Raw genomic sequence first — 25442 nt, forward strand, 5'->3', positions numbered from 1 at the left:
CGCCGGTGCGGGCCGCCGTCACGACGGCGCTCCCGGCGCGATGAACGGCAGCCCGGCCGGCGCACCGTTCTCGATCAGGCCCAACAGGGCGTCCGTGTCCGCGTGTTCTTCGATCAGATCGCCGAGCAGGTCGAGCTGCTCCTCGCGCAGCGCGCCGAAGCTGGTGTCGGGCGCGGGCACGAAGCGCCGCCCGGCGGCGCGCGCCACCTCGGTCAGGAACCCGCGCCGGAACGCGTCGCTCTCCAGCGACCCGTGCCAGTGCGTGCCCCACACCTCGCCGACCCGGCAGCCGTCCAGGAAGGGTTCCCCGCCCAGGACCTCGGCCACGCCATGGTGGATCTCGTATCCCTCGACGCGCTCCCCGAGCGCCTCGCCCACCGGCCGCGCCAGGGTCTTCTCGCGGGCGAACCGCACCCGTACGGGCAGCAGTCCGAGCCCGTCCACGGCGCCCGCCCGCGACTCCACCTCGTCCTCGATGTGTTCACCGAGCACCTGGAAGCCGCCGCAGATCCCGAGCACGGGGCGGCCCTCGGCGGCCCGGCGGGCCAGCGCGGCGGCGAGCCCCCGCTCGCGCAGCCACTCCAGGGCGCGCACGGTGCCGCGGGTGCCGGGTACGACCACGAGGTCGGCGTCGACGAGTTCCTCGGCACGGTCCACGAACCGCACGACGACACCCGGCTCGGCGGCCAGCGCGTCCACGTCCGTGAAGTTGGACATCAGCGGCACCGCGCAGACGGCGACCCGCAGCACGTCGTCGCCGAGCGGCGGCGCGACGACGGACTCCCGGACGGCGCCGCGCAGCGAGACCCGCAGGCCGTCCTCCTCGTCGATGCCGAGGCCGTGCTGGAAGGGCAGCACACCGTACGTACGCCGTCCGGTGAGCCCGTGCAGCATGTCGAGCCCGGGTTCGAGCAGCGAGACGTCGCCGCGGAACTTGTTCACCAGGTAGCCCGCGACCAGCTCCTGGTCGGCGGCGCTCAGCAGCGCCGTCGTCCCGAAGAAGGACGCGAAGACCCCGCCCCTGTCGATGTCGCCGACCACCAGGACGGGGAACCGGGCGGCCCGCGCGATCCCCATGTTCACGATGTCCGTGCGGCGCAGATTGATCTCGGCGGGGCTGCCCGCGCCCTCGCAGATCACCGCGTCGTAGCTGGACCTGAGCTCCTCCAGGCAGCCCACGACGGTGTCGAGGAGCGCCGCCTGCCGTCCCCCGTGGTAGCCGCGCGCGCTCATCTCGCCGACCGGCTTGCCCATCAGGACGACCTGGCTGGAGCGGTCGCTGCCGGGCTTGAGCAGCACCGGGTTCATCAGCGCGCTCGGCTCCACCCGGGCGGCCTGCGCCTGCATGGCCTGCGCCCGGCCGATCTCGGCGCCCTCGTGCGTGACGAAGGAGTTGAGGGACATGTTCTGTGCCTTGAAGGGCGCGACGGACACGCCCTTGCGCGTCAGCCAGCGGCAGATCCCCGCGGTGACGACGCTCTTGCCCGCGTCCGATGTGGTGCCCGCGACCAGCAGCCCGCCGCTCATGCGTCTCTCCGTTTCCGCCGGGCGGCCGCCACCGCGACCCCCAGCGCCAGCCAGCTCACCCGTCGGGACAGCCGCACGGCCCGCTCGATGTCCCCGACCCGTACGGCACGCCCTTCGGTGTTCAGGACGGGCCGGTGCTCGACCCGCCCCGCGTACGAGAGCGTCCCACCGAGCCGTACGCCCAACGCCCCGGCGAACGACGCCTCGACGGGCCCCGCGTTGGGACTGGGATGCTTCGCGGCGTCCGTGCGCCAGGCCCGCAGCGCGCCGCGCGGCGAGTCGCCCGCGAGGGCCGCGAGGACGGCGGTAAGGCGGGCCCCCGGCCAGCCCATGACGTCGTCGAGCCGCGCGGAGGCCCAGCCGTAGCGGCGGTACCGGGGCGACTTGTGGCCCACCATGGCGTCCAGCGTGTTGACGGCGCGGAACCCGACGAGCCCCGGCACCCCGCCGAGGGCTCCCCACACCAGCGCCCCCACCACGGCGTCGGAGGTGTTCTCCGCGACGGACTCCACCACGGCCCGCGCGATCCCGTCGGCGTCCAGGGCCTGCGGATCGCGTCCGCACAGATGGGGCAGCCGCTCCCGCGCGACCTCGATGTCACCGGCCTCCAGGGCGCCGCCGACGGCCCGCGCCTCACGGCCGAGCGTCGTGCCGCCGACCACGGCCCAGGTCGCGGCGGCGGTCAGCGCGACGGATCCGGCGCTTGCCGCGGGGGAGCGGCGGACGAGACCGGCGGCGAGGGCGGCGGCGCCCGCAGCGCCACCGGCGCACACCACGGCGTGCAGCGCGCCCCACCCGCGGTGGTCGCGCCACAGGACCCGCTCGACGGCACCCGCCGCCCGCCCGAAGGCGGCGACCGGATGGCCCCGGCGGGGATCGCCGAGCAGCAGGTCGCCGACGAGGCCGGCGGCGGCGCCGTACGCGAAGTCGCGATCGGCACTCACGGGGTCAGCCGGTCGCCGTGCCGAGGAGGTGACTCGTACTCGGAAGGGGAACCGGCAACGGGCGGCCGCGCATGGCGATATGTCCTCACTCAGGGTGTCCGCGCCCTGGTTCGACGTGCTGCGGCGGCGCGAGTTCCTGGCTTGCGGGGAGGTCTCTCCCCGATGACAGTGGCGGGACCGCGCCGGATTCGCACCGGCTTCCTCACCTGCCGCCGTAGTTGGCCCCGGCAGTCCACCACGCCCCGCGAACGCCCGTCAACTCGCCGTTGACCTGCGGCGGGAGTATGTGCGGAGCTCCACATACGACGGTGGGGCGCGGGGCGCTCGCACGCCCCGCGCCCCACCGGAGAACTCCGGTCGTCAGGCGACGATCAGATAGATCCCGTACGCCACGGCCGCCGCGCACAGCGCGAAGCAGGCGTACGCGCCGGTGCGGGCCATCGCCGCGGAGCCGCCGCCGGACGCGGCCGCCGTCTCCTGCTTGGAGAGGCCGACGATGCCGAGGGTGAACAGGCCCACCAGGGCGACCGTCACCCCGAGGCTGACTCCGAACACGGAGCCGAGAGCTGCCCAGTCGATGCTCATGCTGATCTGTCCTTACACCGTCGCGGGCCTGGCGGGGTCCGCCATGGCGCCGGTCGTGGTCGTGGTCGGGGCCGAGACGGTGGCCTTGACCGGGTCTTCGGAGGAGGCGCCGGAGGCGGCCGCGGTGCCCACCGGGGGCGGGGAGACCGCGGCGATCGCGGTGGTCACGACACCCGCGGGCTCGGCGTCCTTGGCGGCGCCGATCTCGTCGTCGGTGACGTTGGTGTGGTCGATCGCGTCGCGCCGCGAGAGGACCCAGATCACGGCCGAGCCGCCGATCAGGATCGCGGCGGTGGCCGCGATGCCCCAGGGGCCCTGCTTGGTGAGGAACTCGGCGCCCGCGCCGACCAGACCGGCGGCCGGCAGGGTCAGACCCCACGCGACGAACATCCGGGTCGCGGTCGACCAGCGGACCACGCCGCCCTTGCGGCCGAGGCCCGCGCCCATCACGGCGCCGGAGCAGGACTGGGTGGTGGAGAGCGAGAAGCCCAGGTGCGAGGAGGCCAGGATGACCGTCGCGGCGCTGGTCTGGGCGGCGAAGCCCTGCTGCGGCTGGAGGTCGGTGAGGCCCTTGCCCATGGTGCGGATGATGCGCCAGCCACCGAGGTAGGTGCCGAGGGCGATGGCCACACCGGCCGAGACGATGACCCACATCGGGGGGTTCGCGCCGGGGTTGAGGACACCGCCGGTGACCAGGGCGAGCGTGATGATGCCCATGGTCTTCTGCGCGTCGTTGGTGCCGTGCGCCAGCGAGACGAGGCCGGCGGAGGCGATCTGGCCCACGCGGTAGCCCTTCGCGGTGGCCTTGGTGTCGGTGTCGCGGCCGATCCGGTACGTCAGGCGGGTGGCCAGCATCGCGGCGATGCCCGCCACGAGCGGCGCGGCGAGCGCCGGGATCAGGATCTTGGTGACGACGGTGCCGCCGTTGATCGACGACCAGCCCATCGACATGACCGCGGCGCCGATGAGGCCGCCGAACAGGGCGTGGGAGGAGCTGGAGGGCAGGCCCACCAGCCACGTCAGGAGGTTCCAGAGAATCGCGCCGACGAGCGCGGCGAAGATGACCTCTGTCTTGAGGCCGTCCTCGTTGACGATGCCGCCGGAGATCGTCTTGGCGACTTCGACGGAGAGGAAGGCGCCGACGAGGTTGAGCACGGCGGACATGGCCACCGCCGTCTTGGGCTTGAGAGCGCCGGTCGAGATGGTCGTCGCCATCGCGTTGGCAGTGTCGTGGAAACCGTTCGTGAAATCGAACACGAGAGCGGTAACGATCACGATCCCGAGGAGAAGCGTGATGTGTTCCATTTACCCAGGCTTCTGTTGGACGTCAGTGGCATGTGGAACGTAGGCAACCTGGGTGAACGGAAAGTGAACTGGGACGGGCGGTGCGGTGACCCGAAACGGAGCGCCGCCACCCCGTCTCCGCCAGGTGTCTGACGAAGATCGTACGGAGTGACGGCGCGAGGCCCGGAATCTGGGCGGAGTGTCGGCTTCCGGGGTGCTTCGGCTACCCCCTGGCGAACTGCTCCAGGCGGCTCGTCGAGCCGTTGAAGAGATTCTGATCACCCGGCAGCCCGCCGCTGTTGTCGTACTGCCAGAACGTCCAGTACTCCCAGCCCCTGGGCAGCGCCCCGGCCGACGACGACCAGTGCGCGAGCCACAGGGCGTGGTTCGCCGCGAAGGCCCCGCTGCCGCCCGTGCAGTCGTTCCACCACTTGGCGGTCGTGTAGATCACCGGACGGCGTCCGGTTCCCCGCTTCACCTCGTCGCTGAAGGCCTGGATCCAGCGCACCGTCCCGGCCTTGCTCAGGCCGTAGCACTTCCGCTTGCCGTACGGGTTGTGCTCGATGTCCAGCGCGGGCGGCAGCGTCCGGCCGTCCGCGCGCCAGCGCCCGCCGTTGTCCATGAAGAACCTGGCCTGGGCCGCTCCGGACGACTTGTCGGGCACCGCGAAGTGGTACGCCCCGCGGAGCAGGCCCGCGGCGCGCGAGCCGTCGTACTGCTGGGCGAAGTAGGGGTTGCGGTAGGTGTGCGACTCGGTCGCCTTCACGTAGACGAACCGCGCGCCCTTGCTCCTGGCCTGCTGCCAGTCCACGTTCTTCTGGTGCGAGGACACGTCGTGCCCCCGCGGTTTGCCCGCCGCCGAAACCGGAACCCCCGCGAAGGCGGTGCCCGCGAGGGCGAGCAGCGTCACGGACGCCGCGACGAGCCGGGCGCGGCGACGGGAGAGTGTGTGATCACGAGCCATATTTCCCCCAGATGGCGACGTACACGACAAATCTCCCAGAGGGTACTGGAAGGTCATCCGGCGTCCGTCCCTGGCAAGCCAATGGTGGTCGGAGGGGGATTTCGCCCCGGTACGGCCTTACGGACGCCCGGGTTCCGCCCTATGGTGAGCGCCGTCCCGCTGGCAGGATCACCGCATGACTGAGCAACGACACGACGCGGCGCGGGACACGGCGGCCGACGCGGGGGACACCGGCCGGGTGGCCGTCGAACGGGCCTGGGACGAGCTGGTGGACGCCGCCCGCAGGACCGTGACGGACGGCCTGGTCGTCGGCACGTCGGGCAACGTCTCCGTACGCGTCGGGGGCACGATCCTGGTCACCCCGAGCGGCGTGCCCTACGACCGGCTCACGCCCGGCGACGCGGTCGGCGTCGACGTCGAGGGCCGGCAGCTGTTCGGCGACCTCAAGCCCACCAGCGAACTGCCCATGCACCTCGCGATCTACCGCGAGACCGACGCGGGGGCCGTCGTCCACACCCACGCCGTGCACGCCACGGCCGTCTCGATGCTCGTGCCCGAACTCCCCGCCGTCCACTACATGACGGGCATCCTCGGCGGCCCCGTACGGGTCGCTCCGTACGCCCTGTACGGAACGGAGGAGTTGGCCGAGAACATGCTGCACGCCCTGCGCGGCCGCACGGGATGCCTCCTGCGGAACCACGGAACGGTCACATACGGAGACTCCCTCTCCCAGGCGTACGACCGCACGGCGCAACTGGAATGGATGTCCCGCCTCTGGCTCACCGCCAGCGCGCTGCCGGGCCGCACCCCCACACTCTTGTCCCCGGTCCAGCTACGTGAAGCGGAGGAGCGGCTCCGGGGGTACGGACAGCGGCGCCCCTGACCCGCGCCCCCGCGTCGCGGGATCACCCGGCGGGCACCGCCCACTGGCCCCCCGCGCTCCGCCCCCGGACACTGGAGCCGTGCGCCCAGCCAAAGCCACGGCAGCAGCCGTCACCGTAGCCACCGGAGTCACCGCAGCCCTCGGCGCGGCCGCAGTCGCGGCGGGCCGGTACGCGAGCGACGCCGCCCTCAAGGCCCCGGCGGGCCGCCCCCTGCCGACGGAGCCACGCCTGACCGTGCACGCCACGGCCGCGGGCCAGATCACCCTGACCCGCGCCCTGGCGAGCCTGCGCCCCGGCACCTACGGGCTCGGCGGCGACGGCACGCACGCGATCGTCGGGCCCGTCCTCGAATCGGCCCCGCACGCGGCGGACACCGTCGTACGCCGCCTCGAAGCCGTCACCCACGGCACCCTGGAACCCGGTGCGAAGGTCTGGCTCACCCCGCAGGTCCACATCGGCGACCCGAGCGCGGCCCTGGGCATCGACCACGCGGACGTCGACATCCCCGGCGAACTCGGCGGGCTGCCCGCCTGGTTCGTGCCGGGCGCCCGCGACACCTGGGTCATCGCCGTGCACGGCCTCGGCACCACCCGCGAGCACTCCATGGTCCTCATGGACTTCCTGCACCGCCAGCGCTTCCCCGTGCTCGCCCTCGCCTACCGCGGCGACCTCGGCGCGCCCCGCTCGCCGGACGGCCTCGGCCACCTCGGCGAGACGGAGTGGCGCGACCTGGACGCCGCCATCCGCTACGCCGTGCGCTACGGCGCCGAGCGCGTCGTGCTGCTCGGCTGGTCCACCGGGGCGGCCATGGCCCTGCACGCCGCCGCCCACTCGGCGCTGCGCGAGCGCGTCAGCGGACTGGTCCTCGACTCACCCGTACTCAACTGGGAGACCACCCTGCGCGCGCTCGCCGCCGCCCGCCGCACCCCGGGACCGCTCCTTCCGCTTGCGGTCCGAGCGGCCCAGGGACGCACCGGTCTGCGCGGCGACCGCATCCTGGAGGCGGCCGACCCCGAGGTGCTCAAGGTGCCCACCCTCCTCGTGCACGGCCCCGACGACGTCGTCGCGCCCTGGGGCCTCTCCCGCCGCCTCGCCCAACAGCGCCCGGAGCTGGTCACGTTGCACACCGTGCACGACGCGCCGCACGGCGCCATGTGGAACGCAGACCCGGCCGGTTACGAAGAGGCGCTGCGCCGCTTCCTCACTCCTTTGATGTGACCGTGTATCTGACCGTTCGACCCTCCTGAACCGACCGTTCGAGACCGCCTCCCGAACGCCTCCGTCGCCATTCCGTTTGGGTTTTCGGACCGTCAACAGGAAGACTGCTCCCGTGACGTCCCGTACCCCGCGCGACTCCAGGCTCCGACTCGTCCGCGCTCCCCACCCGAGGGCCGAGACGCGAGGAGAGGCCCCGCGCGACACATCGCGCCCCCTTTCCGCCGCCCCGGGCGCGGTGAGCGACCGCCGCGCGCGCCGTCCCGCGCCCCGGCCCCCCGAGGGCACGCCCGCACCCGCGGAGCTGGCCAGGGCGGCCAGGGCGGGCCTCGCCGCCGCCGTCCGGGTCGCGCGCTGGGCCGACGCGGCGCTGCGTCCGGGCCCCCGCCGCTCCGGATCCGCCCCCGACGGCACCGGCACCGGCACCCTCTCCGACGCCACCGCCGAACGGGCCGCCGCCGAACTGGGACTGACCACCGATCAGGTCCGCGCCGACTGGGACACCGCACGCCTCGCGGGCCTCATCGAGGTGCACGGCGACAGCGCCCGACCCGGCTGGCGGCTGCGCGCCTGGAACCGCGACGACACGGCCGTGCTGCGCGGCTGGGTCGCCCTCTTCGACGCCTGGTCGCTGGCCCACCCCGCGCCCCCGGCCCTCGCCCCCGCGGCGGTCGCCGAGGTCGTCGAGGCCATGCCGCAGGTGCTCTCCTTCCTCCAGCTCTCGGCCGGGCCCGTCCCCGTGCCGCAGCTCCTCGACCTGCTGGACCAGCGCGTCACGGAACTGCGCACCGAGCGCTGCGAGATCCCCTACGGGCCGCAGCCCGAGCCCGTCCCGGCCGGCTGCCCCGAGAACGCGCCGCTGCCCGCCCTGCTCGACTGGGCCCTGTGCGGCCTCGCCACCGTCGGCGCGCTGACCTACGCCGAAGGCCAGGCCACGCTCACGCCGCTCGGCAGCTGGGCGGTCTGGGTCAAGCTGGAACAGATCTGCGTCGCGGCACAGAGCCCCGCCGGGCACATCGAGCAGTCCGCCGAGGAGATGCTGCGCGGCTGCGCGCGGCTGCGCCCCAACGCGGCGCGCGCCGAGTACCGCGCCTGGCTCGCGGCCCGCACCGTCGGCAGCGCCGTCACCGACCTGCTCACCGCGGCCCGCGGCGAGGATGCCCTGCTGCGCGGTCTGGCCTTCGAGGCGCTGCGAGTGGTCGGCGCCCCGGCCGAGGCCGAGGTCAGGACCGTCCTCGACGAGGCGTCGCTGCGCCCCTACGCCCTGCTCTGGCTCGCCGAGCAGGAGGGCGCCGACCCCGAGGACGTCCACCTCGTGCTGAGCCGCGAGGAGTCCACCTGGCTGTGGATCGACACCGCGGCGGCCGTGGCCGACCACGGGGAGGCCCAGGTCCTCGTCCGCCACCTGGAGTCGGCGGTCCAGCCCACCGTGCCCGCCCTCCTCGAAGAGGTGCGCAGGGCGGGCCACCCCCGCACCGTCCAGGTCCTGGTCGCGCTCGCCGCGGCCCATCCGGACCCGGCGCTCGCCAAGGCCGTGCGCCGCGCGGCCTTCCAGGTGCACACCGGCGGGGAGTGACCGACGGACCCGGGGGCGCCGCTCGCGTCCTCAGGCCCGCGTCTCGGGGGCGTACGTCCCGAAGCTCCACACGTTGCCCTCGGCGTCCCGCGCCATGTAGTCCCGGGAGCCGTAGTCCTGGTCGGTCGGGGGCATCAGGATCTCCACGCCGTGCTCCTTGGCCCGCTGGTGGTGGGCGTCGACGTCGTCCACCACGATGTACACGCCGCACGGTCCCGCGTCCTTCATGGTTTGGTCGAAGAGACCGCCCCGGCCCTTGGAGCCGAGCATCACCGCGCCGTTCCCATACGTCAGTTCGGCGTGCATGACGCTGCCGTCCTCGCCCTCGTACACACTCGCCTCGGTGAAGCCGAACGCCTCCGTCAGCTGCTGGATCGCGGCCTTCGCGTCCGCGTACAGCAGTGTGGGGAAGATGCTCGGCCGCCCGCTGTCGTCGCCTGCCATGCCGATCGCTCCGATCCATGAAAAGTGATCTGCTTCACATCTCTTCACAGTCTGGCACCCGGCACTGACAACGCCCTGCCCGAGCCGACCGGGCCGGGCCCCCCACCCCCTGCCGCCCGGCCGGGCCCGCTCAGCGGAACGTGTTGCACTGCCCCATGTCGCCGGTGCGATAGCCTTGGTAGAACCACTGCTGGCGCTGCTCGGCCGAGCCGTGCGTCCAGGACTCGGGCGTGACGCGGCCCTGGAACTTCTCCTGGATCCGGTCGTCGCCGACCGCGGCCGCCGCGTCCAGGCCGTCCCGGATGTCGTTGTCGTCGAGGCTGCTGATCAGCGGCCTGCCGGTGCGGTCGTCGGGGCTGCGGGTCGCGTGCCGCGCCCAGACCCCCGCGTAGCAGTCCGCCTGGAGCTCGACCTTCACGGCGTTGCTGTCCCGGCCCGTGCGCCCGTCCTGGGAGCGCTGGAGGGTCCCCATCAGGTTCTGCACGTGGTGCCCGTACTCGTGGGCCACCACGTACGCCTGCGCGAAGGGCCCGCCGTTGGAGCCGAACTTCGTCCGCAGCTCGTCGAAGAAGCCCAGGTCCAGATAGACCTTCCGGTCACCGGGGCAGTAGAACGGGCCGACCGCCGACGTCGCCGACCCGCAGGCGGTGCCCACGCGGTTGGTGAACAGGACGGTCTGCGCCGGGTAGTAGGTGGCGTTCCTGCGCTGGAACTCCGGGCGCCAGAAGTCCTGGACGCTGTTGACCACCGCCACGATGCGGCAGTCCTCCTTGGCGTTCGCGTCCCGGCCCGTGCGGCAGCTCTGCTGCACCTGTGCGAGCGACGAGGACGACGCGGCGGGCTCGTCGTTGCCGGAGGAGAGGCCCAGCTGATCGGGGCCCACTCCGAAGAAGAGCCCGAGGAGCAGGGCGATCAGACCGGCGATGCCGCCGCCGACCGTCGCCCTGCCGCCGGGGATCCGACTGCCGCGCACATCCTGCACCTCGGAGGTGTCCAGGTCGGCGTCGTCGTCGAACTGCATGGGCGCACCCCTCTGCCTCGCGTCCGGGACGGCACACGTCGCCCCGCGCGCCGAGCTATCGGCCACTTCATCCTGATATGCCCGCCCGTGCGGGGCGCCGGACGGAGGTCCGAACGGGGGACGCGGGGCGCACCCCGCGCCGTGTCGCGACGGCTCGGGGCACCCGCCGCGAACCCCGCGGCTACGCTCTGCGCGATCCGTGGGCCGTGGTCCGCACGTGGTTCCGAAGGGGGCGTCATGTCCGCTCTGCCGGTCGAGGCGACCGACCCCACCGCGCCGCCGAGCCGGCGCCCGGCAGGCTCCCCGGTGATCGGCCCGCCCGCCAGGGCGGCCGTCCCGCGCCTCGTTTTCCCCGCGCCAGGGTCACGGCCCCGGGCGGCCCGGCGCGGCACCCGCATCGCGCTCCCCTTCGTCTTCGTCTTCGTCCTTGTTCTGCTGCTCGCCGTGCCGCTCATCACCGCCGCCCACCACGCGCGGCCCGCCCCTTACGGAGACCACCTCACCGTCCACGCGCGCGTGGCCGACACCGCGCGGGCCGGGGTGCCCGAGCTGCGCACGACGGGCCGGGCCGTCGAGGCGTACGACCCGGGGAGCGGCGCGGTGCGATGGACGTACGCGCGCGAAGGGCGGCGCCCCCTGAAGACGCTCGGTGCCCCCGGACACGCCTTCACGCTCTGGAGCGACGGCCTGGTCACCGACACCGCGCGGGCCGACGGCGGCTCGGTGCGCTGGCACCGCGCGGTCCCCGGCAGCGCGGACTGGCTGCGTGAGCCCGCGGCCCGCGGCGGCGCCGGTGTCCTGCGGCCGCTGACCCCCGGCGCCCGGATGCTGGCCGTCGTCACCCCGCGGCGCATCGCCGCCTACCGCACGGCCGACGGTGACCTGCGCTGGGTGCTGCCCGCCCGCCCCGGCTGCGCCTTCGAACCGGCCCGCTCCGTGCGCGTCCGCGGCGCCCTGCTGGTCGCCCAGCCCTGTGGGAGCGCGGGCGCCGCATGGACGTCCCAGCTCATCGCGGTGGACGACTACGGCAGAATCGTTCCCGGCCGTACGCCGCTGGGCAACGGGGACCTCGGGCCAGAAAAATAGTTGCGGGGGCCCGTTAGACTGGCTGCCATGGCAGCTCCTCTTCTCAGTTGGACGGCATAGACACCGGTCCCGAGCACCTCAGTCGTCCTTCTCGCCGTCCACCCTGTTCAGGAGTACCCCCGTGATCACCGCTTCCGGCATCGAGCTGCGCGCCGGCGCCCGCATCCTCATCGAGAACGCCACCTTCCGTATCGCGAAGGGCGACCGCATCGGCCTCGTCGGCCGCAATGGAGCGGGCAAGACCACGCTCACCAAGTGCCTGGCCGGTGAGGGCACCCCGGCCGGTGGCACGATCGCCCGCTCCGGAGAGGTCGGCTACCTCCCGCAGGACCCCCGCACCGGCGACCTCGACGTGCTGGCCCGCGACCGCATCCTCTCCGCGCGCGGACTCGACGTCCTGATGCGCAAGATGCGCGAGAACGAACAGCGCATCGCGAACGGCTCGGGCGCCACCCGGGAGAAGGCCCTCAAGCAGTACGAGCGCCAGGAGACGGAGTTCCTCACCAAGGGCGGGTACGCCGCCGAGGCGGAGGCCGCGACCATCGCCGCCGCGCTCAACCTCCCCGACCGCGTGCTCGGCCAGCCCCTGCACACGCTCTCCGGTGGTCAGCGCCGCCGCATCGAGCTGGCCAGGATCCTGTTCTCCGACGCGGACACGCTGCTCCTCGACGAGCCGACCAACCACCTCGACGCCGACTCCATCGTCTGGCTGCGGGACTACCTGAAGACGTACCGCGGCGGCTTCATCGTGATCTCCCACGACGTCGACCTCGTCGAGACGGTCGTGAACAAGGTCTTCTATCTGGACGCCAACCGCACCCAGATCGACGTCTACAACATGGGCTGGAAGCTCTACCAGCAGCAGCGCGAGTCCGACGAGAAGCGCCGCAAGCGCGAGCGCCAGAACGCCGAGAAGAAGGCCTCCCAGCTCCACTCGCAGGCCGACAAGATGCGCGCCAAGGCCACCAAGACCGTGGCCGCGCAGAACATGGCCAAGCGCGCCGACAAGCTCCTCGCGGGCCTGGAGGCCGTGCGCCAGAGCGACAAGGTCGCCAAGCTGCGCTTCCCCGAGCCCTCGCCGTGCGGCAAGACGCCGCTGATGGCCGAGGGACTCTCGAAGTCGTACGGCTCGCTGGAGATCTTCACCGACGTCGACCTCGCGATCGACAAGGGCTCGCGCGTCGTCATCCTCGGCCTCAACGGCGCGGGCAAGACCACCCTGCTCCGGCTTCTCGGCGGCGCCGAGAAGCCCGACACCGGGGAGGTCATCGAGGGCCACGGCCTCAAGCTCGGCTACTACGCCCAGGAGCACGAGACGCTCGACCCCGAGCGCACGGTCCTGGAGAACATGCGCTCGGCCGCCCCCGACCTCGACCTCGTCGAGGTGCGCAAGACGCTCGGCTCGTTCCTCTTCTCCGGGGACGACGTCGACAAGCCCGCGGGTGTCCTCTCCGGCGGTGAGAAGACCCGGCTCGCGCTCGCGACCCTGGTCGTCTCCTCGGCCAACGTGCTGCTCCTCGACGAGCCCACCAACAACCTCGACCCGGCGAGCCGCGAGGAGATCCTCGGCGCGCTGCGCACCTACAAGGGCGCGGTCGTCCTCGTCACGCACGACGAGGGCGCCGTGGAGGCCCTCCAGCCGGAGCGGATCATCCTGCTGCCGGACGGTGTCGAGGACCTGTGGGGCCAGGACTACGCGGACCTCGTCGCCCTCGCCTGAGCCGTGTTCCGGCGTCCCGGAGCTGATCCCCGGGGCGTCCACCGCGCTTGATCGAACCACTGATCCACTGGGTATGGATCATTCGGCCGATCCGTGATCCCCCATCTGTGTGAGCTGTCCTCGTACCGAGGTGTGTCATACACGGATTTTGCCGCCGTCCTGGCAGTGGCCGGGCCGCCTCACCTCGCACAGCGCTGACCTGGCACTTCGTCCCCCAACCCGTTCGGCCGTACGGAATGCGGCGCGCGGAATCGTTAATTCCGCTCGTGGTGGCCGCTTCTGGAGCGGCAAACCTTGTCGTACGGACCTTGCCGAATGGGTGGCCAGGAAGCCCATGAGGGGTGATCATGAGAAGTCCAGAGCGCACTTCCCATGAGGAGGCACGGGTGGCCGAGACTCTGAAGAAGGGCAGCCGGGTAACCGGCGCCGCGCGCGACAAGCTCGCGGCAGACCTGAAGAAGAAGTACGACGGCGGTGCGAGCATCCGGGCGTTGGCCGAAGAGACCGGCCGCTCGTACGGTTTTGTGCACCGGATGCTCAGCGAGTCCGGCGTCACGCTGCGGGGACGCGGCGGGGCGACGCGAGGCAAGAAGGCCGCCGCCGGCTGACAGCGGCGGCACGCTGTTCAGTGGTCCGATGGTGACCGCCCGGTCGATCGTCCCCCGCAGTTCTTGAGGGACCTGGGGTGACCCCTGATCGACCGGGTGGTTACTGTGCAGTCACTTACGGGCGCTCCGTGCGTCCGGCCCGACTGCATTCCATCGGAGGCACCCATGGCTTCGTCCGACAGCGAGCTCGCACCGGTTCTCGACAAGGACGGCGTACGCCTCACCATCGACGAGGCCGTCGCCACGGTGACGCTGACCAATCCGGCCAAGCGCAACGCCCAATCTCCCGCGCTGTGGAGGGCGTTGACGGAGGCAGGTCAGCTGTTGCCCGGCAGCGTCCGTGTCGTGGTGCTCCGCGGTGAGGGCAAGTCCTTCTCCGCGGGCCTCGACCGGCAGGCGTTCACGCCCGAGGGCTTCGAGGGCGAGCCGTCCTTCATCGACATGGCACGCGGCGAGGACGGTTTCCTCGACGCGACCATCGCCGAGTACCAGGACGCGTTCACCTGGTGGCGGCGTGCCGACATCGTGTCCATCGCCACCGTCCAGGGGCATGCCATCGGTGCCGGCTTCCAGCTCGCGCTCGCCTGCGATCTGCGGATCGTGGCCGACGACGTGCAGTTCGCCATGCGCGAGACCAGCCTGGGCCTGGTCCCCGACCTCACCGGCACGCATCCGCTGGTGGGGCTCGTCGGCTATGCCCGTGCCCTGGAGATCTGCGCCACCGGCCGCTTCGTGCACGCGGACGAGGCCGAGCGGGTGGGCCTCGCCAACCTCGTCGTGCCCGCCGACCAGCTCGACGCCGCCGCCAAGGACCTGGCCGCCGCGCTCGTCGGCGCGCCCCGGGACGCCGTCATCGAGACCAAGGCACTGCTCCAGGGCGTCGTCGGACGTACCTACGAGGAGCAGCGCGTCGCCGAGCGTGCGGCGCAGGGCCGTCGGCTGCGCGACCTCGCGGGCCTCGGCGACTGAGATCACTACTCCACGGCGGTGACGAGCACCGCCACCGAAGGGTGGCCGGGCACGGCGTCGCCGACCGCCGCGCGGACCGCGAGCGCCACGTCCAGGGCGCGGTGCTCCCGGTCCGTCGCGATCTCCACGCGCGCGTGGCGGCGCGCCAGCGCGTCCGGCGCCGGGTGCTCCTCCCACTGGACGGCGGGGCCGAGCTCCTCGGTCAGCCGGGTCACCCCCGGCACCGCGAGGGCCGCCCGCGCGGCCCGTGCCGCGTCGCTGTCGCCCTCGGGCGCCGCCGACGCGGACGTGGCGCCCTCTCCGGGCGGCCGGTCCGCCGCTTCGTCAGGGTCCGCGCCCTCGTCGAGCAGCGCCGTCACCCGCAGATCCACCTCGTCGACCACCAGTCCGAGCCGGTCCGCGGCGCCGGACAGGGCCGTCCGCAGGCGCGCCGTCGCGGCGGGCAGCGGCTGTTCCGGGGAGGCCGCCACCTCCGCCGTGATCCGCAGCGGCCCCGGCGGCAGCGCGCTCGGCGGTGGCGGCACGGCAGCGGCGTACGCCCGGTCCTGATCGGCGAGCGCGATGCGCAGGCCGTTCACCCGGATGCCCGGGACTTCCCGCGCCGCGTGGCGCAGCACCGCACCCGCCGCGGCCTCCGTCACCCATGTGCCGTCCGCGGCCCCGCCCAGTGGCAGCACCCGGCCGAGGCCGAGCCTGCGCCGTACCGCCTGGGTCCACCCGTCACCCGTCATGTGCCCAGCCTGCCGCATCCCCGGCGCGCTGCCGCGCAACCGCGCTTAGTGTGGCAAAGGGAACAGATCCCCTTTCGACATCCCCTTTCGGAACGGACGGGACGGCGATGACCGACACCGGACAGCGGAACACGACTCAGACGCCGGAGAAGGATTCCCCCGACGAGGCGCTGGGGAAGACCGCCACCAAGCGCGGCGGCGGCGATCCCGCGACCCGGGGGCGCACCACCATCGCGGACGGCGTCGTCGAGAAGATCGCCGGGCTCGCCGCGCGCGACGTGGAGGGTGTGCACGCGATGGGCGGCGGGCTCGCCAGGACCTTCGGGGCCGTGCGCGACCGCGTCCCCGGCGGCACCAAATCGGTGACGCGCGGCGTGAAGGCCGAGGTCGGCGAGGTACAGACCGCACTCGACCTGGAGATCGTCGTCGAGTACGGCGTGTCGATCGCCGATGTCGCCCAGGAAGTACGGGAGAACGTGATCGCGGCCGTCGAGCGCATGACAGGACTTGAGGTCGTCGAGGTCAATCTCGCGGTGAGCGATGTGAAACTGCCCGACGAGGACGACGAAGAGCCCCAGGGCAGGCTTCAGTAGAACGATCCGGTGCGCCGGGCTGGCCGGCGCACCGGTTGGATGCACTCGCGTCTCGCTAAGGAGCGCACGATGAGCATGGCCGTGATCGGCATGGTGGTCGGAATGGCCCTCGGCTTCGCCGGATACTTCGGCGGGTTCGGGGCGTTCCTCCTGGTGGCCGCACTCGGCGCCATCGGGTTCGTGGCAGGGCGGTTCCTGGAAGGGGACCTGGAGCCCGGCGAGTTCTTCCGCGCCCGCGGCGACCGGCGGCGGTGAGCGGTGGCGGCACAGGTCGCGCCGGGGGAGCGCGGCGCGACCCGGATCGCCGACCGGGTCGTCGCGAAGATCGCCGCACGCGCGGCGCGTGAGGCGCTGGCCGCGGTGCCCGCCGACGGCGCGGCGCCGCACGCCACCGTCTCCGTCAGCCACGACACCGCCCGGGTCCGCATCAGTCTCGAACTGGACTATCCCTGCGACATCGGCGGCCAGTGCGGTGCCGTGCGTCGCCATGTCGCCCAGCGGGTAAGGGCGTTGGCGGGAATGGACGTGCCCGAGGTGGCCGTCCAGGTGGAGCGGCTGCACTCGGCGCTGGTACGCGCCGCGGCACAGGGGAGGACACGATGAGCGACCCCCGAGGGGGCGGCGGCACCCAGCCGCTGCCGGTCGTCGAACAGGCGGAGCGGACGGCGGGCGAGCTCGGCCAGTCGGCGTCGGCGGCCGACTACCGGCCACTGCCCACCCTGTCCGAGGACGACGAGAAGGCGGGCCGGTTCTGGTCGCCGCGCCGGGTGCCCGCCGCCGTCCTCGCACTCCTCGTCCTCGGCGGCGCCGGGCTGTTCCTGTACGACGTGGTCGCCGTGCGCGCCGACCACCCCGCGATGCGCTGGCGGCGCGAACTCGCCCGCCAGCTCGGCGAGCGGCCCCTCGACGACACCGCGGTGCTCGCGGGAGCCGCCCTCGCCGCCCTCGTCGGGGTGTGGCTGATCGTGCTCGCCGCGACCCCCGGACTGCGGGCCGTCCTGCCGATGCGCCGCACCCACCCGGACGTACGGGCGGGGCTGCACAGGGGCGCCGCGGCCATGGTGCTGCGCGACCGGGCGATGGACGTGTCGGGCGTGCAGTCCGTGCGGGTCCGCATGACCCGCTCCAAGGTCGACGTGCGGGCCGTCTCGCACTTCCGTGAACTCGACGACGTGCGCGGCGATCTGGACGCCACGCTCGCCGACGGCATCAGCGATCTGGGCCTGGCCCGCGCACCGGGCCTCGCGGTCCATGTGGCGCGGCCCGGCAGGAAGGGGTGACGGGGATGCTGCGGAACGTCAACCGGGTGGTCCTCGGGCTCGCCGGGCTCGTGCTGTTGGTCGTCGGCGGCTCCGTGCTCGCCGTCGGGCTCGGCGCGTCCCCGCCCTCCTGGTGGATCCACGACGGCCGGCACGACGTCCTGGTCAGCGCCGCCGACCGGGCGCGCTGGCGGGGCGACGGATGGTTCTGGCCCACCGTCATCGGCGCCCTCGCGGTGGTCGTGCTGCTCGCGCTGTGGTGGCTCTCCGCGCAGGTGCGCAGGCGGCGGCTCTCGGAGGTCCTGGTGGAGACCGGCGACGGCGAGGGCGCACTGCTGCGCGGGCGCGCCATGGAGAACGTACTGAGCGGCGAGGCCGAGACGCTGGCCGGCGTCGAGCGCGCCCAGGTCGTCCTCACCGGGCGGCGCAGCACCCCGCAGGCGCGCGTGGAGCTCCTCCTGGAACCCCACGCCACGCCGTCCGAGACGCTGCACCGGCTCTCCGCCGAGGCCCTCGCGCACGCCCGCGACTCGGCGGGCCTCGCGAACCTGCCGGCCACGGTGCGGCTGCGCGCGGTCAAGCACCGCGCCGAACGCGTGAGTTGAGCGCGCGCCACCCGGCGCGGCGGTTCAGAAGCCGGAGCGCGCCCCGCCGTCCACCGGCACCATGATCCCGGTCAGATACGAGGCGGCGGGCGAGAGCAGGAACGCCGCCGTGCGGCCGAACTCCCGCGGCGTGCCGTAGCGGCGCAGCGGGATGCGCGCCTCGTTGGCGGCGCGGGTGGCCTCCGGGTCGGGCGAGAGGCCGTCGAGCTGGCGCATCCGGTCGGTGCCGATCCGGCCGGGGAGCACGCCGAGCACCCGGATGCCGCGCGGACCCAGCTCGTCGGAGAGCGACTTGGCGAAACCGGCGAGCCCCGGGCGCAGACCGTTGGAGATGGTCAGGCCCGCGATCGGCTCGTACACCGAACTGGAGAGCACGAAGCCGATCACGCCGCCCTCGCCGAGCTCGGCCGCGGCGGAGCGCGCGAGCCGCACGGCGCCGAGGAAGACGGACTCGAACGCCGACTGCCACTGCTCGTCGGAGTTGTCCGCGACGAACCCGGGCGCGGGCCCGCCGACGCTGATCAGTACGCCGTCGAAGCGTCCGAAGTGCTCGCGGGCCGCGGCGATCAGCCGGTCGGCGGCGGCGGGGTCGGCGTTGTCCGCGGCGACGCCCACCGCGTTCGGGCCGAGTTCGGCGGCCGCCTCCGTGGCGGTCTTCTCGTCCCGCCCGGTGAGCACGACCTTCGCGCCGTCCGCGACCAGCTCACGCGCGGTGGCGTTGCCGAGGCCACGGGTGGCGCCGGTGACTACGTAGACACGGTCCTTCAGTCCAAGATCCATGGTCCTATCCTCCCGCGCCGTCGCCGAAGAGCGCGAGGGCGGTGCCCACGAGTCCGATATGGCTGAATGCCTGCGGGAAGTTGCCCAGCTGGCGCCGGGCCACCGGGTCGTACTCCTCGGCGAGCAGCCCCACGTCGTTGCGCAGCCCCACCAGGTGCTCGAACAGCTCGCGCGCCTCCTCGGTACGCCCGGACAGGTGCAGCGCGTCCGCCAGCCAGAAGGAACAGACGAGGAAGGTCCCTTCGTGCCCCGGCAGGCCGTCCACGGACCGGCCGTCCGTGCTGTAGCGGCGCAGCAGGCCGTGCTGGCCGAGCTCGGCGCGGACCGCGTCGATGGTGCCGATGACGCGCGGGTCGTCGGGCGGCAGGAAGCCCACCCGGGGGATGAGCAGCAGCGCGGCGTCCAGGTCGGCGGAGCCGTAGTACTGGGTGAAGGTGTTCCGCTCCGCGTCGTACCCCCGCGCGCACACGTCCTGGTGCACCTCGTCGCGCAGCTTGCGCCAGCGGGCCGCCTCGCCGCGCAGCTCGGGCTCCTCCTCCAGGGCGCGTACGGTGCGGTCGGCGGCGACCCACACCATCACCTTCGAGTGGACGAAGTGCCGGCGCGGACCGCGCACCTCCCACAGGCCCTGGTCGGGTTCGCGCCACTTCTCGCGCAGGGATTCGAGCAGCCGGAGCTGTAGGTTCCAGGCGTGCGGGCGGTCGCGCAGGCCCGAACGGCGGGCGAGTGCGAGGGAGTCGACGATCTCGCCGTACACGTCGAGCTGCAACTGGTGCGCGGCGTCGTTGCCGACGTGCACGGGCGCGGAGCCCGCGTGGCCGGCCAGCCAGGGGACCTCGTACTCGGGAAGCCGCCGTTCACCGCCGAGGCCGTACATGATCTGCAGGTCGTCCGGGTTGCCCGCGACCGCGCGCAGCAGCCAGTCGCGCCACGCCCCGGCCTCCTCCGAGTAGCCCGCCGAGAGCAGCGCGCCCAGGGTGAGGGTGGCGTCCCGCAGCCAGCAGTAGCGGTAGTCCCAGTTGCGCACGCCGCCGATCTCCTCGGGCAGCGAGGTGGTGGGGGCGGCCACGATGCCGCCGGTCGGCGCGTAGGTGAGGGCCTTCAGGGTGATCAGGGAGCGGACGACGGCGTCCCGGTGCGGCCCCTGGTAGCGGCAGCGCCCGGCCCAGGCCCGCCAGTCGGCGAGGCTGTCCCGCAGCGCGTCGTAGGGGTCGACGAGCGGCGGGCGCGGCTCGTGCGAGGGGTGCCAGGTGAGCACGAACGCGACCTTCTCGCCCGCCTCGACGGTGAACTCGGAGTGCGTGCCGAAGTCCTCGCCCCAGGTGCGCACCGCGGGTTCGCTGCGCAGCCACACGGAGTCGGGCCCCGCGACGGCGACGCGGTGCCCGTCCGTCCTGCGCATCCACGGCACCACCGAGCCGTAGTCGAAGCGGAGCCGGAGCGTGCCGCGCAGGGTGACGCTGCCCTTCAGGCCCTCGACGACGCGTACGACATCGGGGGCGCGGTCGCGCTGCGGCATGAAGTCGGTGATGCGGACGGAGCCGTCCTCGGTGTCCCACTCGGAGTCCAGGACGAGGGAGTCGTCGCGGTAGGAGCGGCGGGTGCAGGGGCCCGCGCCCTTGGGGGCGAGCCGCCAGTGGCCGTTCTCCTCGTCGCCGAGCAGCGCGGCGAAGCAGGCGGCCGAGTCGAACCGGGGCAGACAGAGCCAGTCCAGCGAGCCGTCCCGGGAGACCAGGGCGGCGGTCTGGTGGTCGCCGATGAGCGCGTAGTCCTCGATGGGTCGGTGCACGGGTGACGGGTTCCCTGAGAGGAAGCGCGCCAACCGGATGGGACTGCGGCTCGCGGACGGGGTCGCGCCCGAAGGGGTGCGGGGAACTGCGCGACAAGCCACGACGCAGCCGCAGCCGCAGACGCAGCCGAGAATCTGTCCTCCCTGGCGGAACGCCTACGCTGGGGCGGGCTCAGCTTCAGGCGCAGGCGCAGCCGCCGCCGCGGCCCGGTCCCGCCGCTCCCTGCGGACCAGGACCACCCAGCCGATGGGAACGCCCGCGGCGAACAGCCACCACTGGACGGCGTACGCCATGTGCGGGCCGATCCCGCTGTGGTCGGGCCCGCCGAGCATCTGGGGGGAGCCGCCGGGCGGCTCGGGCGAGGTCTGCTCGACGTAGCCGCCGAGCACCTGCTTGCCGAGGGCGTCGGCCTGCTGGCCGCTGCTGATCAGCATGATCTGACGGTCGGGCAGCCCGCGGACGTCCTTGATGCCGCTCGCCGCGGAGGTCTCGTCGGCCATCAGGCGGCCGGTGACGGTGACCTCGCCCTTCGGCGGCGCGGGGACCTTCGGGAACGCGGTCTGCGGTCCGTTGGCCGGGATCCAGCCGCGGTTGACCAGGAGGACCTTGCCGTCGTCGAGGACGAAGGGGGTCAGGACGTGGAAGCCGACCTCGTCGTCGGAGTTGGTGCGGCGCCGGACGACGACCTCGTGCTCCGTGTCGTACGTCCCCTTGGCGCTCACCCGGCGGTACAGATCCGTCTTCGGGACCTCGTGGCCGGGCGAGGTGAGCTTCTCGGCGGGGACCGGGGCGGCCGCGAGCGCGTCGGAGACCCGCTGGTTCTGCGCGACGCGGTGCTCGTGCCGGTGCAGCTGCCAGAAGCCGAGCTCGACCATCACGGGGATGAGGACGAGGGCGATGAGGGTGAGGATCACCCACTGCCGGGACAACAGGAAGCGGTACACCCCACGACGGTACAACTAGTGCCGTGGGGTGCTGCGGGGCGGGGGTGGGACTGGGGTCCGGCGGACGCGCCGCCGTCCGGACGGGAGTCGGGGTCAGACGTTGTCGACGATGCCCACCCGCCCCTCCGCGCGCGAGCAGTGGGCGCCGCAGTACCAGTGCCCCTCGACCTCGACGCCCTGCCCGATGATGCGGCACCGGCAGTGCTCGCAGATCGGCGCCATGCGGTGGATGGCGCAGGAGAAGCAGTCGAAGACGTGCACCGCGCCCTGCGCGTGCACTTCGAAGGACATGCCGTAGTCGTTTCCGCAGACCTCGCAACGTGCCATGCGCCACAGGGTGGGACGCGGGTGCGGTGCGGGGCGAGCGGTCGGCGGGCGAGTCGCCCGCCAATCACCCGTCTGACGCCGCCGCGGTGGTCATCCCTCCGTGGCGGGCGCCACGTCCTGGAGGAGCTGTCCGAAGGCCGCCTCGTCGATCACCGGCGTGCCGAAGGAGCGTGCCTTGACGGTCTTGGAGGTGCCGGAGTCCGGGTCGTTCGTGACGAGCAGGCTGGTGAGCCGGGACACACTCGTCGCGATGTGCAGGCCCGCCTCCACCGCCCGGTCCTCCAGGAGCTCGCGCTCCACCGAGGTGTCTCCGGAGAAGGCGATCCGCATCCCCTGCTTGAGCGGCTCGCCCGGCTCGTAGCGCCCCGGGTTCGGGTACGGGCACGGCGGCCGCTTGCGCGAGGGGCGCCAACTCCCGGGCCGGTACGAGGAGGCGGGCGTCGGGCCCGTCGGCTGGCGGACGATGCGGGGCGCGCCGTCGGACCACTCGGTGAGCGGGCGGCACTCCAGGAGCGGCAGGCGGACGTTGCCGCCGGCGGCCGCGAGCAGACTGGGGCGGAACGCCTCGGCGAGCACGCGCGCGTCGTCGAGGGCGTTGTGCGCGTGGCGCTGCTCGACCCCGAAGTGGGCGGCCAGGGACTCCAGCTTGTGGTTGGGCAGCGGGAGCGCGAGCTCCTTGGAGAGCGCGATGGTGCACAGCCGCTGGCGGACGGGGGCGGTGCGCTCGGCGCGCGCGTACTCCCTGGCGATCATCGACCAGTCGAAGACCGCGTTGTGCGCGACGAGGACGCGGCCGTCCAGGCGGGCCGCGAACTCCTCGGCGACGTCCTTGAAGAGCGGCGCGTCCGCGAGCATCGCGGTGGTGAGTCCGTGGATCCAGACGGGGCCCGGGTCGCGCTGGGGGTTGACCAGCGTGTACCAGTGGTCCTCGATCTCGCCCCTGGCGTCCACCCGGTAGACGGCGGCCGACACTATGCGGTCGTCGCGGGCCAGTCCGGTGGTCTCGACGTCGACGACCGCGTACCCCGTTGGATACGCGGCCGGCCAGGGGGTGGCGGACGCTGCGGTCGTGCGGTCTTCGAGCATGGTCCATGAGGATACGGGCCGCGACTGACAGTCAGGTCCCTGGGCCGACTGCTGTCGGCCTGCCGGGCCGGGAAGCACCTCGCTCCGTCAGCTTCCGCGGCCCAGGAGCCCCGCCACCAGAGCCCGCACCGAGGTGGTGAACAGCGCCTCGGGATCGAGGGGTCCGGCCAGCGCGCGGGCGAGCGCGGCGTCCCGCTCCGCGGTCTCCGCCGTCCACAGTTCGTCCTCGCCGGGGCGCTGGACGGGCGCGCGTTCGCGGTTGCGCTCGACCAGGACGTGGCCGACGACATGGATCTGGACGGCGCGGACGGCGTCGGCCGCGCGGGCGCCGCGCAGCCCCGCCGCGTGCACCTCGTGGACGAGCGCGCGCTGGGCGGGCAGGAACATCCGTTCCGTGAGGCCCCGTTCGTGCACCATGGCGACGAGGTGCGGATGGTCGCGCAGCTGGCGGCGCAGGGCGCGCGCCACGGAGACGACGCGCCGGTCGGGGGTGGCCCCGGAGGGCCGGATCTCGCCGAGGTCGGCGACGGTGCGTTCGACGAGGGCGTCCAGGAGCGACTCGCGGTTGCCGACGTGCCAGTAGATCGAGGTGACGGCGGTGCCGAGCTCGGCGGCGAGCTTGCGCATGGTCAGGGCGGCGGGCCCGTGCTGCTTCACCAGGTTCGCCGCGGCGTCGAGCACGTCTTCCCGGTTCAGATGTGTACGCGTCTCTTTACCCTTCACGAGTCCTGTTGTAACTGTGTTACAGAACCTCCCGCAAGTCCCCGCAGCGGACCTGGATCCGCGTCGACGAAGGGTGGTACGACATGGCACGTATTCGGTACGGGGCGCGCACCGAGGCGGAGATCGCCGCCGCGCGCACCGCGAGTTCCAAGCTCCCCGACATCTGGTCCACCGGCGTGGTGGCGGTCTGGGAGAGCGATCCCGACGCGGTCGCCGCGGTCCTGCCGCCGCCGCTGAAGCCCACCGGACGGCCCCTGGTGCGGGCCAACATCAGCAAGGTCGACCTGCCCGGCTATCCGCTGGGCGCCGGTTCGGTGGCCGTCGCCGCCGAGCACGGGGGAGTGACCGGCTGGTATCCGCTGGTGATGCCGATGACCCACGAGCGGGCCCTGATCGGCGGGCGCGAGGTCTTCGGTGAACCGAAGAAGCTCGGCGAGGTCGAGGTGGAGCGCGAGGGCCTGGTGGTGCGGGCCTCGCTCGCCCGGCACGGCATCGCGTTCGTGGAGGTGCGCGGCGCGGTCAGCGGTGACCTGCCGCTCCCGGAGCCGACGCGCAAGACCGACTTCTACTTCAAGTTCCTGCCCGCGGTGGACGGTTCGGGGTTCGACGCGGACCCGGTGCTCGTGCACTGCGTGCGCAACGAGAAGGTCCGCAAGCTGGAGGGAATCACGGGGGACGTCGTCCTGCGGGAGTCGATGTACGACCCGGTGGCCGACCTCCCCGTGCGCGCGGTGGTGGAGATCAGCATCGGCGAGAAGACCACCGACCAGCAGGGCAAGGTCGTGGAACGCGTCAGCGCCCAGGCCCTGCTGCCCTACATCCACCAGCGCTACGACGACCCCGCGCAGATCCTCGACGGGCCGCCCGAGGGGAGCGCCTGAGATGGAGCTGAGCGAAGGACAGGTCGCCGTCGTCACGGGCGCGGCGAGCGGCATCGGGCTCGCCATGGTGCGGCGGTTCGCGGCCCAGGGGCTGAAGGTGGTCCTCGCCGACGTCGAGGAGAGCGCCCTGGAGAAGGCGGCCGCCTCGCTGCGCGAGGACGGCGCGACGGTGCACGCGCGCGTGGTCGACGTCGGCTCGCGCGAGCAGGTCTTCGCGCTCGCCGACGAGGCGTACGAGAAGTTCGGCGCCGTCCACGTGCTGTGCAACAACGCGGGCGTCGGCTCGGGCGCCGAGGGCCGCATGTGGGAGCACGAGCCCAACGACTGGAAGTGGGCCTTCGAGGTCAACGTGTGGGGCGTCTTCCACGGCATCCAGGCGTTCGTGCCGCGCATGATCGCGGGCGGCGATCCCGGCCACGTCGTGAACACCTCCTCCGGGGACGGCGGCATCGCGCCGCTGCCCACCGCCTCCGTGTACGCGGTCACCAAGGCTGCCGTGGTGACGATGACGGAGTCGCTGTACGCGCATCTGAAGGCGGAGCACGCGCGGGTGGGCGCCTCCGTGCTCTTCCCGGGACCGCACATGCTCCGCACCGGCCTGTGGGAGTCGCACCGCAACCGCCCCGACCGGTACGCCAAGTCCCGCCCCCGCAAGACCCCTTACCGCAGCCTCGACCAGTGGGAGGCGGCGATGAAGGACGCGGGCCAGGAGGTGGCGTTCACGCCGGTCGAGCAGGTCGCGGACTTCGTGGCCCAGGGGATCGCGGCCGGGCGCTTCTGGCTCCTGCCGGAGAGCGAGCACAGCGACCGGCAGATCAAGGCGCGCTCGCGCTCGATGCTGGAGCGGGCCGACCCGGCGTACCTGGAGAGCTTCATCCTGGACTGAAGGGGCGTGT

Annotated in this window: 28 protein-coding genes and 1 riboswitch; of the genes, 14 read left to right on the forward strand and 14 right to left on the reverse strand. The window is 73.1% G+C overall.

The annotated features are described in order from the left end of the window. Positions 1-18 precede the first annotated feature (18 nt). The 5 genes from ACIO9J_RS34365 to ACIO9J_RS34385 form a co-directional block, all read right to left on the reverse strand. Positions 19-1527, reverse strand: a complete 1509-nt coding sequence (locus ACIO9J_RS34365) for a cobyric acid synthase (protein ID WP_402008188.1) — start codon at positions 1525-1527, stop codon at positions 19-21. Beyond that, positions 1524-2471 (reverse strand): cobalamin biosynthesis protein, encoded by a 948-nt coding sequence (locus ACIO9J_RS34370; RefSeq protein WP_402008190.1) that lies wholly within the window; start codon positions 2469-2471, stop codon positions 1524-1526. The genes ACIO9J_RS34365 and ACIO9J_RS34370 overlap by 4 nt, the downstream gene beginning before the upstream one ends. Before the next feature lie 130 nt (positions 2472-2601). Further along, a riboswitch (cobalamin riboswitch) is annotated at positions 2602-2675 on the reverse strand. Between the two features lie 156 nt (positions 2676-2831). Further along, positions 2832-3056 (reverse strand): hypothetical protein, encoded by a 225-nt coding sequence (locus ACIO9J_RS34375; protein ID WP_402008192.1) that lies wholly within the window; start codon positions 3054-3056, stop codon positions 2832-2834. Between the two features lie 12 nt (positions 3057-3068). Next, positions 3069-4361 carry an anion permease gene (locus ACIO9J_RS34380; RefSeq protein ID WP_402008194.1) on the reverse strand — a complete coding sequence of 431 codons (1293 nt, stop codon included), beginning with the start codon at positions 4359-4361 and terminating at the stop codon, positions 3069-3071. Between the two features lie 202 nt (positions 4362-4563). After that, a complete protein-coding gene (locus tag ACIO9J_RS34385) occupies positions 4564-5304 on the reverse strand; it encodes a lysozyme (protein WP_402008196.1) in 741 nt (246 codons plus the stop codon). A gap of 175 nt (positions 5305-5479) precedes the next feature. On the opposite strand from ACIO9J_RS34385, the gene ACIO9J_RS34390 reads away from it, so the two are divergent. The 3 genes from ACIO9J_RS34390 to ACIO9J_RS34400 all read left to right on the forward strand — a co-directional run bounded on the left by ACIO9J_RS34390 (position 5480) and on the right by ACIO9J_RS34400 (position 8979). Further along, positions 5480-6187: a class II aldolase/adducin family protein gene (locus ACIO9J_RS34390; RefSeq protein WP_402008198.1), complete on the forward strand. Its 708-nt coding sequence runs from the start codon at positions 5480-5482 to the stop codon at positions 6185-6187. Between the two features lie 79 nt (positions 6188-6266). Further along, positions 6267-7406, forward strand: a complete 1140-nt coding sequence (locus tag ACIO9J_RS34395; RefSeq protein WP_402008200.1) for an alpha/beta hydrolase — start codon at positions 6267-6269, stop codon at positions 7404-7406. 112 nt (positions 7407-7518) lie between these two features. Beyond that, complete coding sequence (locus ACIO9J_RS34400) at positions 7519-8979, forward strand: hypothetical protein (protein WP_402008202.1); 1461 nt, start codon at positions 7519-7521, stop codon at positions 8977-8979. Between the two features lie 30 nt (positions 8980-9009). Here the strand turns inward: ACIO9J_RS34400 and ACIO9J_RS34405 are convergent, their stop codons facing one another. Continuing rightward, positions 9010-9423 carry a VOC family protein gene (locus tag ACIO9J_RS34405; RefSeq protein WP_402008204.1) on the reverse strand — a complete coding sequence of 138 codons (414 nt, stop codon included), beginning with the start codon at positions 9421-9423 and terminating at the stop codon, positions 9010-9012. A 130-nt stretch (positions 9424-9553) separates the two neighbouring features. Then, complete coding sequence (locus tag ACIO9J_RS34410; RefSeq protein WP_402008206.1) at positions 9554-10444, reverse strand: neutral zinc metallopeptidase; 891 nt, start codon at positions 10442-10444, stop codon at positions 9554-9556. 237 nt (positions 10445-10681) lie between these two features. Here ACIO9J_RS34410 and ACIO9J_RS34415 point away from each other — a divergent pair, with 237 nt between their 5' ends. From ACIO9J_RS34415 to ACIO9J_RS34430, 4 genes are all read left to right on the forward strand, one after another. Continuing rightward, positions 10682-11530 (forward strand): hypothetical protein, encoded by an 849-nt coding sequence (locus ACIO9J_RS34415; protein ID WP_402008208.1) that lies wholly within the window; start codon positions 10682-10684, stop codon positions 11528-11530. Between the two features lie 121 nt (positions 11531-11651). Further along, the gene (locus tag ACIO9J_RS34420; RefSeq protein ID WP_402008210.1) at positions 11652-13250 is read left to right on the forward strand and encodes an ABC-F family ATP-binding cassette domain-containing protein; all 1599 of its coding nucleotides are present in this window, start codon (positions 11652-11654) and stop codon (positions 13248-13250) included. Between the two features lie 386 nt (positions 13251-13636). Continuing rightward, positions 13637-13858, forward strand: coding sequence for a helix-turn-helix domain-containing protein (locus ACIO9J_RS34425; RefSeq protein WP_055550175.1), 222 nt, complete (start codon positions 13637-13639; stop codon positions 13856-13858). A 165-nt stretch (positions 13859-14023) separates the two neighbouring features. Continuing rightward, positions 14024-14827, forward strand: a complete 804-nt coding sequence (locus ACIO9J_RS34430) for an enoyl-CoA hydratase/isomerase family protein (protein WP_402008213.1) — start codon at positions 14024-14026, stop codon at positions 14825-14827. A gap of 5 nt (positions 14828-14832) precedes the next feature. On the opposite strand, the gene ACIO9J_RS34435 is transcribed toward ACIO9J_RS34430, so the two are convergent. Beyond that, the gene (locus ACIO9J_RS34435) at positions 14833-15558 is read right to left on the reverse strand and encodes a nucleopolyhedrovirus P10 family protein (RefSeq protein WP_402008215.1); all 726 of its coding nucleotides are present in this window, start codon (positions 15556-15558) and stop codon (positions 14833-14835) included. Positions 15559-15665: 107 nt separating this feature from the next. Here ACIO9J_RS34435 and ACIO9J_RS34440 point away from each other — a divergent pair, with 107 nt between their 5' ends. From ACIO9J_RS34440 to amaP, 5 genes are all read left to right on the forward strand, one after another. Further along, positions 15666-16151, forward strand: a complete 486-nt coding sequence (locus tag ACIO9J_RS34440; protein WP_402008217.1) for an Asp23/Gls24 family envelope stress response protein — start codon at positions 15666-15668, stop codon at positions 16149-16151. Between the two features lie 69 nt (positions 16152-16220). Then, on the forward strand, positions 16221-16406 hold the full coding sequence (locus ACIO9J_RS34445) for a hypothetical protein (protein WP_402008219.1): 186 nt from the start codon (positions 16221-16223) through the stop codon (positions 16404-16406). 3 nt (positions 16407-16409) lie between these two features. Continuing rightward, on the forward strand, positions 16410-16754 hold the full coding sequence (locus ACIO9J_RS34450; RefSeq protein ID WP_402008221.1) for a hypothetical protein: 345 nt from the start codon (positions 16410-16412) through the stop codon (positions 16752-16754). Next, complete coding sequence (locus ACIO9J_RS34455) at positions 16751-17431, forward strand: DUF6286 domain-containing protein (protein WP_402008223.1); 681 nt, start codon at positions 16751-16753, stop codon at positions 17429-17431. The genes ACIO9J_RS34450 and ACIO9J_RS34455 overlap by 4 nt, the downstream gene beginning before the upstream one ends. Before the next feature lie 5 nt (positions 17432-17436). Continuing rightward, complete coding sequence (amaP, locus tag ACIO9J_RS34460) at positions 17437-18015, forward strand: alkaline shock response membrane anchor protein AmaP (RefSeq protein ID WP_402008225.1); 579 nt, start codon at positions 17437-17439, stop codon at positions 18013-18015. Between the two features lie 24 nt (positions 18016-18039). Here amaP and ACIO9J_RS34465 read toward each other — a convergent pair whose 3' ends face one another. The 6 genes from ACIO9J_RS34465 to ACIO9J_RS34490 form a co-directional block, all read right to left on the reverse strand. After that, positions 18040-18795, reverse strand: a complete 756-nt coding sequence (locus ACIO9J_RS34465; protein WP_402008227.1) for an SDR family oxidoreductase — start codon at positions 18793-18795, stop codon at positions 18040-18042. Positions 18796-18799: 4 nt separating this feature from the next. Beyond that, positions 18800-20584, reverse strand: coding sequence for a glycoside hydrolase family 15 protein (locus tag ACIO9J_RS34470; protein WP_402008229.1), 1785 nt, complete (start codon positions 20582-20584; stop codon positions 18800-18802). A 156-nt stretch (positions 20585-20740) separates the two neighbouring features. After that, positions 20741-21529: an SURF1 family protein gene (locus ACIO9J_RS34475; protein ID WP_402008231.1), complete on the reverse strand. Its 789-nt coding sequence runs from the start codon at positions 21527-21529 to the stop codon at positions 20741-20743. A gap of 93 nt (positions 21530-21622) precedes the next feature. Further along, positions 21623-21856, reverse strand: a complete 234-nt coding sequence (locus ACIO9J_RS34480; protein ID WP_150166323.1) for a hypothetical protein — start codon at positions 21854-21856, stop codon at positions 21623-21625. Positions 21857-21946: 90 nt separating this feature from the next. Continuing rightward, positions 21947-22942: a DEDDh family exonuclease gene (locus ACIO9J_RS34485; RefSeq protein WP_402008234.1), complete on the reverse strand. Its 996-nt coding sequence runs from the start codon at positions 22940-22942 to the stop codon at positions 21947-21949. A gap of 87 nt (positions 22943-23029) precedes the next feature. Further along, a complete protein-coding gene (locus tag ACIO9J_RS34490) occupies positions 23030-23665 on the reverse strand; it encodes a TetR/AcrR family transcriptional regulator (RefSeq protein ID WP_402008236.1) in 636 nt (211 codons plus the stop codon). A gap of 83 nt (positions 23666-23748) precedes the next feature. On the opposite strand from ACIO9J_RS34490, the gene ACIO9J_RS34495 reads away from it, so the two are divergent. Both ACIO9J_RS34495 and ACIO9J_RS34500 read left to right on the forward strand, forming a co-directional pair. Then, positions 23749-24546, forward strand: a complete 798-nt coding sequence (locus tag ACIO9J_RS34495; RefSeq protein WP_402008238.1) for an acetoacetate decarboxylase family protein — start codon at positions 23749-23751, stop codon at positions 24544-24546. A 1-nt stretch (position 24547) separates the two neighbouring features. Further along, positions 24548-25432 carry an SDR family NAD(P)-dependent oxidoreductase gene (locus ACIO9J_RS34500; protein ID WP_402008240.1) on the forward strand — a complete coding sequence of 295 codons (885 nt, stop codon included), beginning with the start codon at positions 24548-24550 and terminating at the stop codon, positions 25430-25432. Positions 25433-25442 lie beyond the last annotated feature (10 nt).

The sequence above is a fragment of the Streptomyces sp. NPDC087300 genome (assembly GCF_044744425.1).
Lineage (GTDB): Bacteria > Actinomycetota > Actinomycetes > Streptomycetales > Streptomycetaceae > Streptomyces.

Excerpts from the sequence above, each read along its gene's own strand:
- ACIO9J_RS34385 (WP_402008196.1), bottom strand. The coding sequence starts at position 5,304 with ATGGCTCGTGATCACACACTCTCCCGTCGCCGCGCCCGGCTCGTCGCG.
- ACIO9J_RS34365 (WP_402008188.1), bottom strand. The coding sequence starts at position 1,527 with ATGAGCGGCGGGCTGCTGGTCGCGGGCACCACATCGGACGCGGGCAAG.
- ACIO9J_RS34375 (WP_402008192.1), bottom strand. The coding sequence starts at position 3,056 with ATGAGCATCGACTGGGCAGCTCTCGGCTCCGTGTTCGGAGTCAGCCTC.
- ACIO9J_RS34410 (WP_402008206.1), bottom strand. The coding sequence starts at position 10,444 with ATGCAGTTCGACGACGACGCCGACCTGGACACCTCCGAGGTGCAGGAT.
- ACIO9J_RS34480 (WP_150166323.1), bottom strand. The coding sequence starts at position 21,856 with ATGGCACGTTGCGAGGTCTGCGGAAACGACTACGGCATGTCCTTCGAA.
- ACIO9J_RS34455 (WP_402008223.1), top strand. The coding sequence starts at position 16,751 with ATGAGCGACCCCCGAGGGGGCGGCGGCACCCAGCCGCTGCCGGTCGTC.
- ACIO9J_RS34435 (WP_402008215.1), bottom strand. The coding sequence starts at position 15,558 with ATGACGGGTGACGGGTGGACCCAGGCGGTACGGCGCAGGCTCGGCCTC.
- ACIO9J_RS34485 (WP_402008234.1), bottom strand. The coding sequence starts at position 22,942 with ATGCTCGAAGACCGCACGACCGCAGCGTCCGCCACCCCCTGGCCGGCC.
- ACIO9J_RS34380 (WP_402008194.1), bottom strand. The coding sequence starts at position 4,361 with ATGGAACACATCACGCTTCTCCTCGGGATCGTGATCGTTACCGCTCTC.
- ACIO9J_RS34440 (WP_402008217.1), top strand. The coding sequence starts at position 15,666 with ATGACCGACACCGGACAGCGGAACACGACTCAGACGCCGGAGAAGGAT.
- ACIO9J_RS34500 (WP_402008240.1), top strand. The coding sequence starts at position 24,548 with ATGGAGCTGAGCGAAGGACAGGTCGCCGTCGTCACGGGCGCGGCGAGC.
- ACIO9J_RS34415 (WP_402008208.1), top strand. The coding sequence starts at position 10,682 with ATGTCCGCTCTGCCGGTCGAGGCGACCGACCCCACCGCGCCGCCGAGC.
- ACIO9J_RS34445 (WP_402008219.1), top strand. The coding sequence starts at position 16,221 with ATGAGCATGGCCGTGATCGGCATGGTGGTCGGAATGGCCCTCGGCTTC.
- ACIO9J_RS34430 (WP_402008213.1), top strand. The coding sequence starts at position 14,024 with ATGGCTTCGTCCGACAGCGAGCTCGCACCGGTTCTCGACAAGGACGGC.
- ACIO9J_RS34495 (WP_402008238.1), top strand. The coding sequence starts at position 23,749 with ATGGCACGTATTCGGTACGGGGCGCGCACCGAGGCGGAGATCGCCGCC.
- ACIO9J_RS34405 (WP_402008204.1), bottom strand. The coding sequence starts at position 9,423 with ATGGCAGGCGACGACAGCGGGCGGCCGAGCATCTTCCCCACACTGCTG.
- amaP (WP_402008225.1), top strand. The coding sequence starts at position 17,437 with ATGCTGCGGAACGTCAACCGGGTGGTCCTCGGGCTCGCCGGGCTCGTG.
- ACIO9J_RS34390 (WP_402008198.1), top strand. The coding sequence starts at position 5,480 with ATGACTGAGCAACGACACGACGCGGCGCGGGACACGGCGGCCGACGCG.
- ACIO9J_RS34465 (WP_402008227.1), bottom strand. The coding sequence starts at position 18,795 with ATGGATCTTGGACTGAAGGACCGTGTCTACGTAGTCACCGGCGCCACC.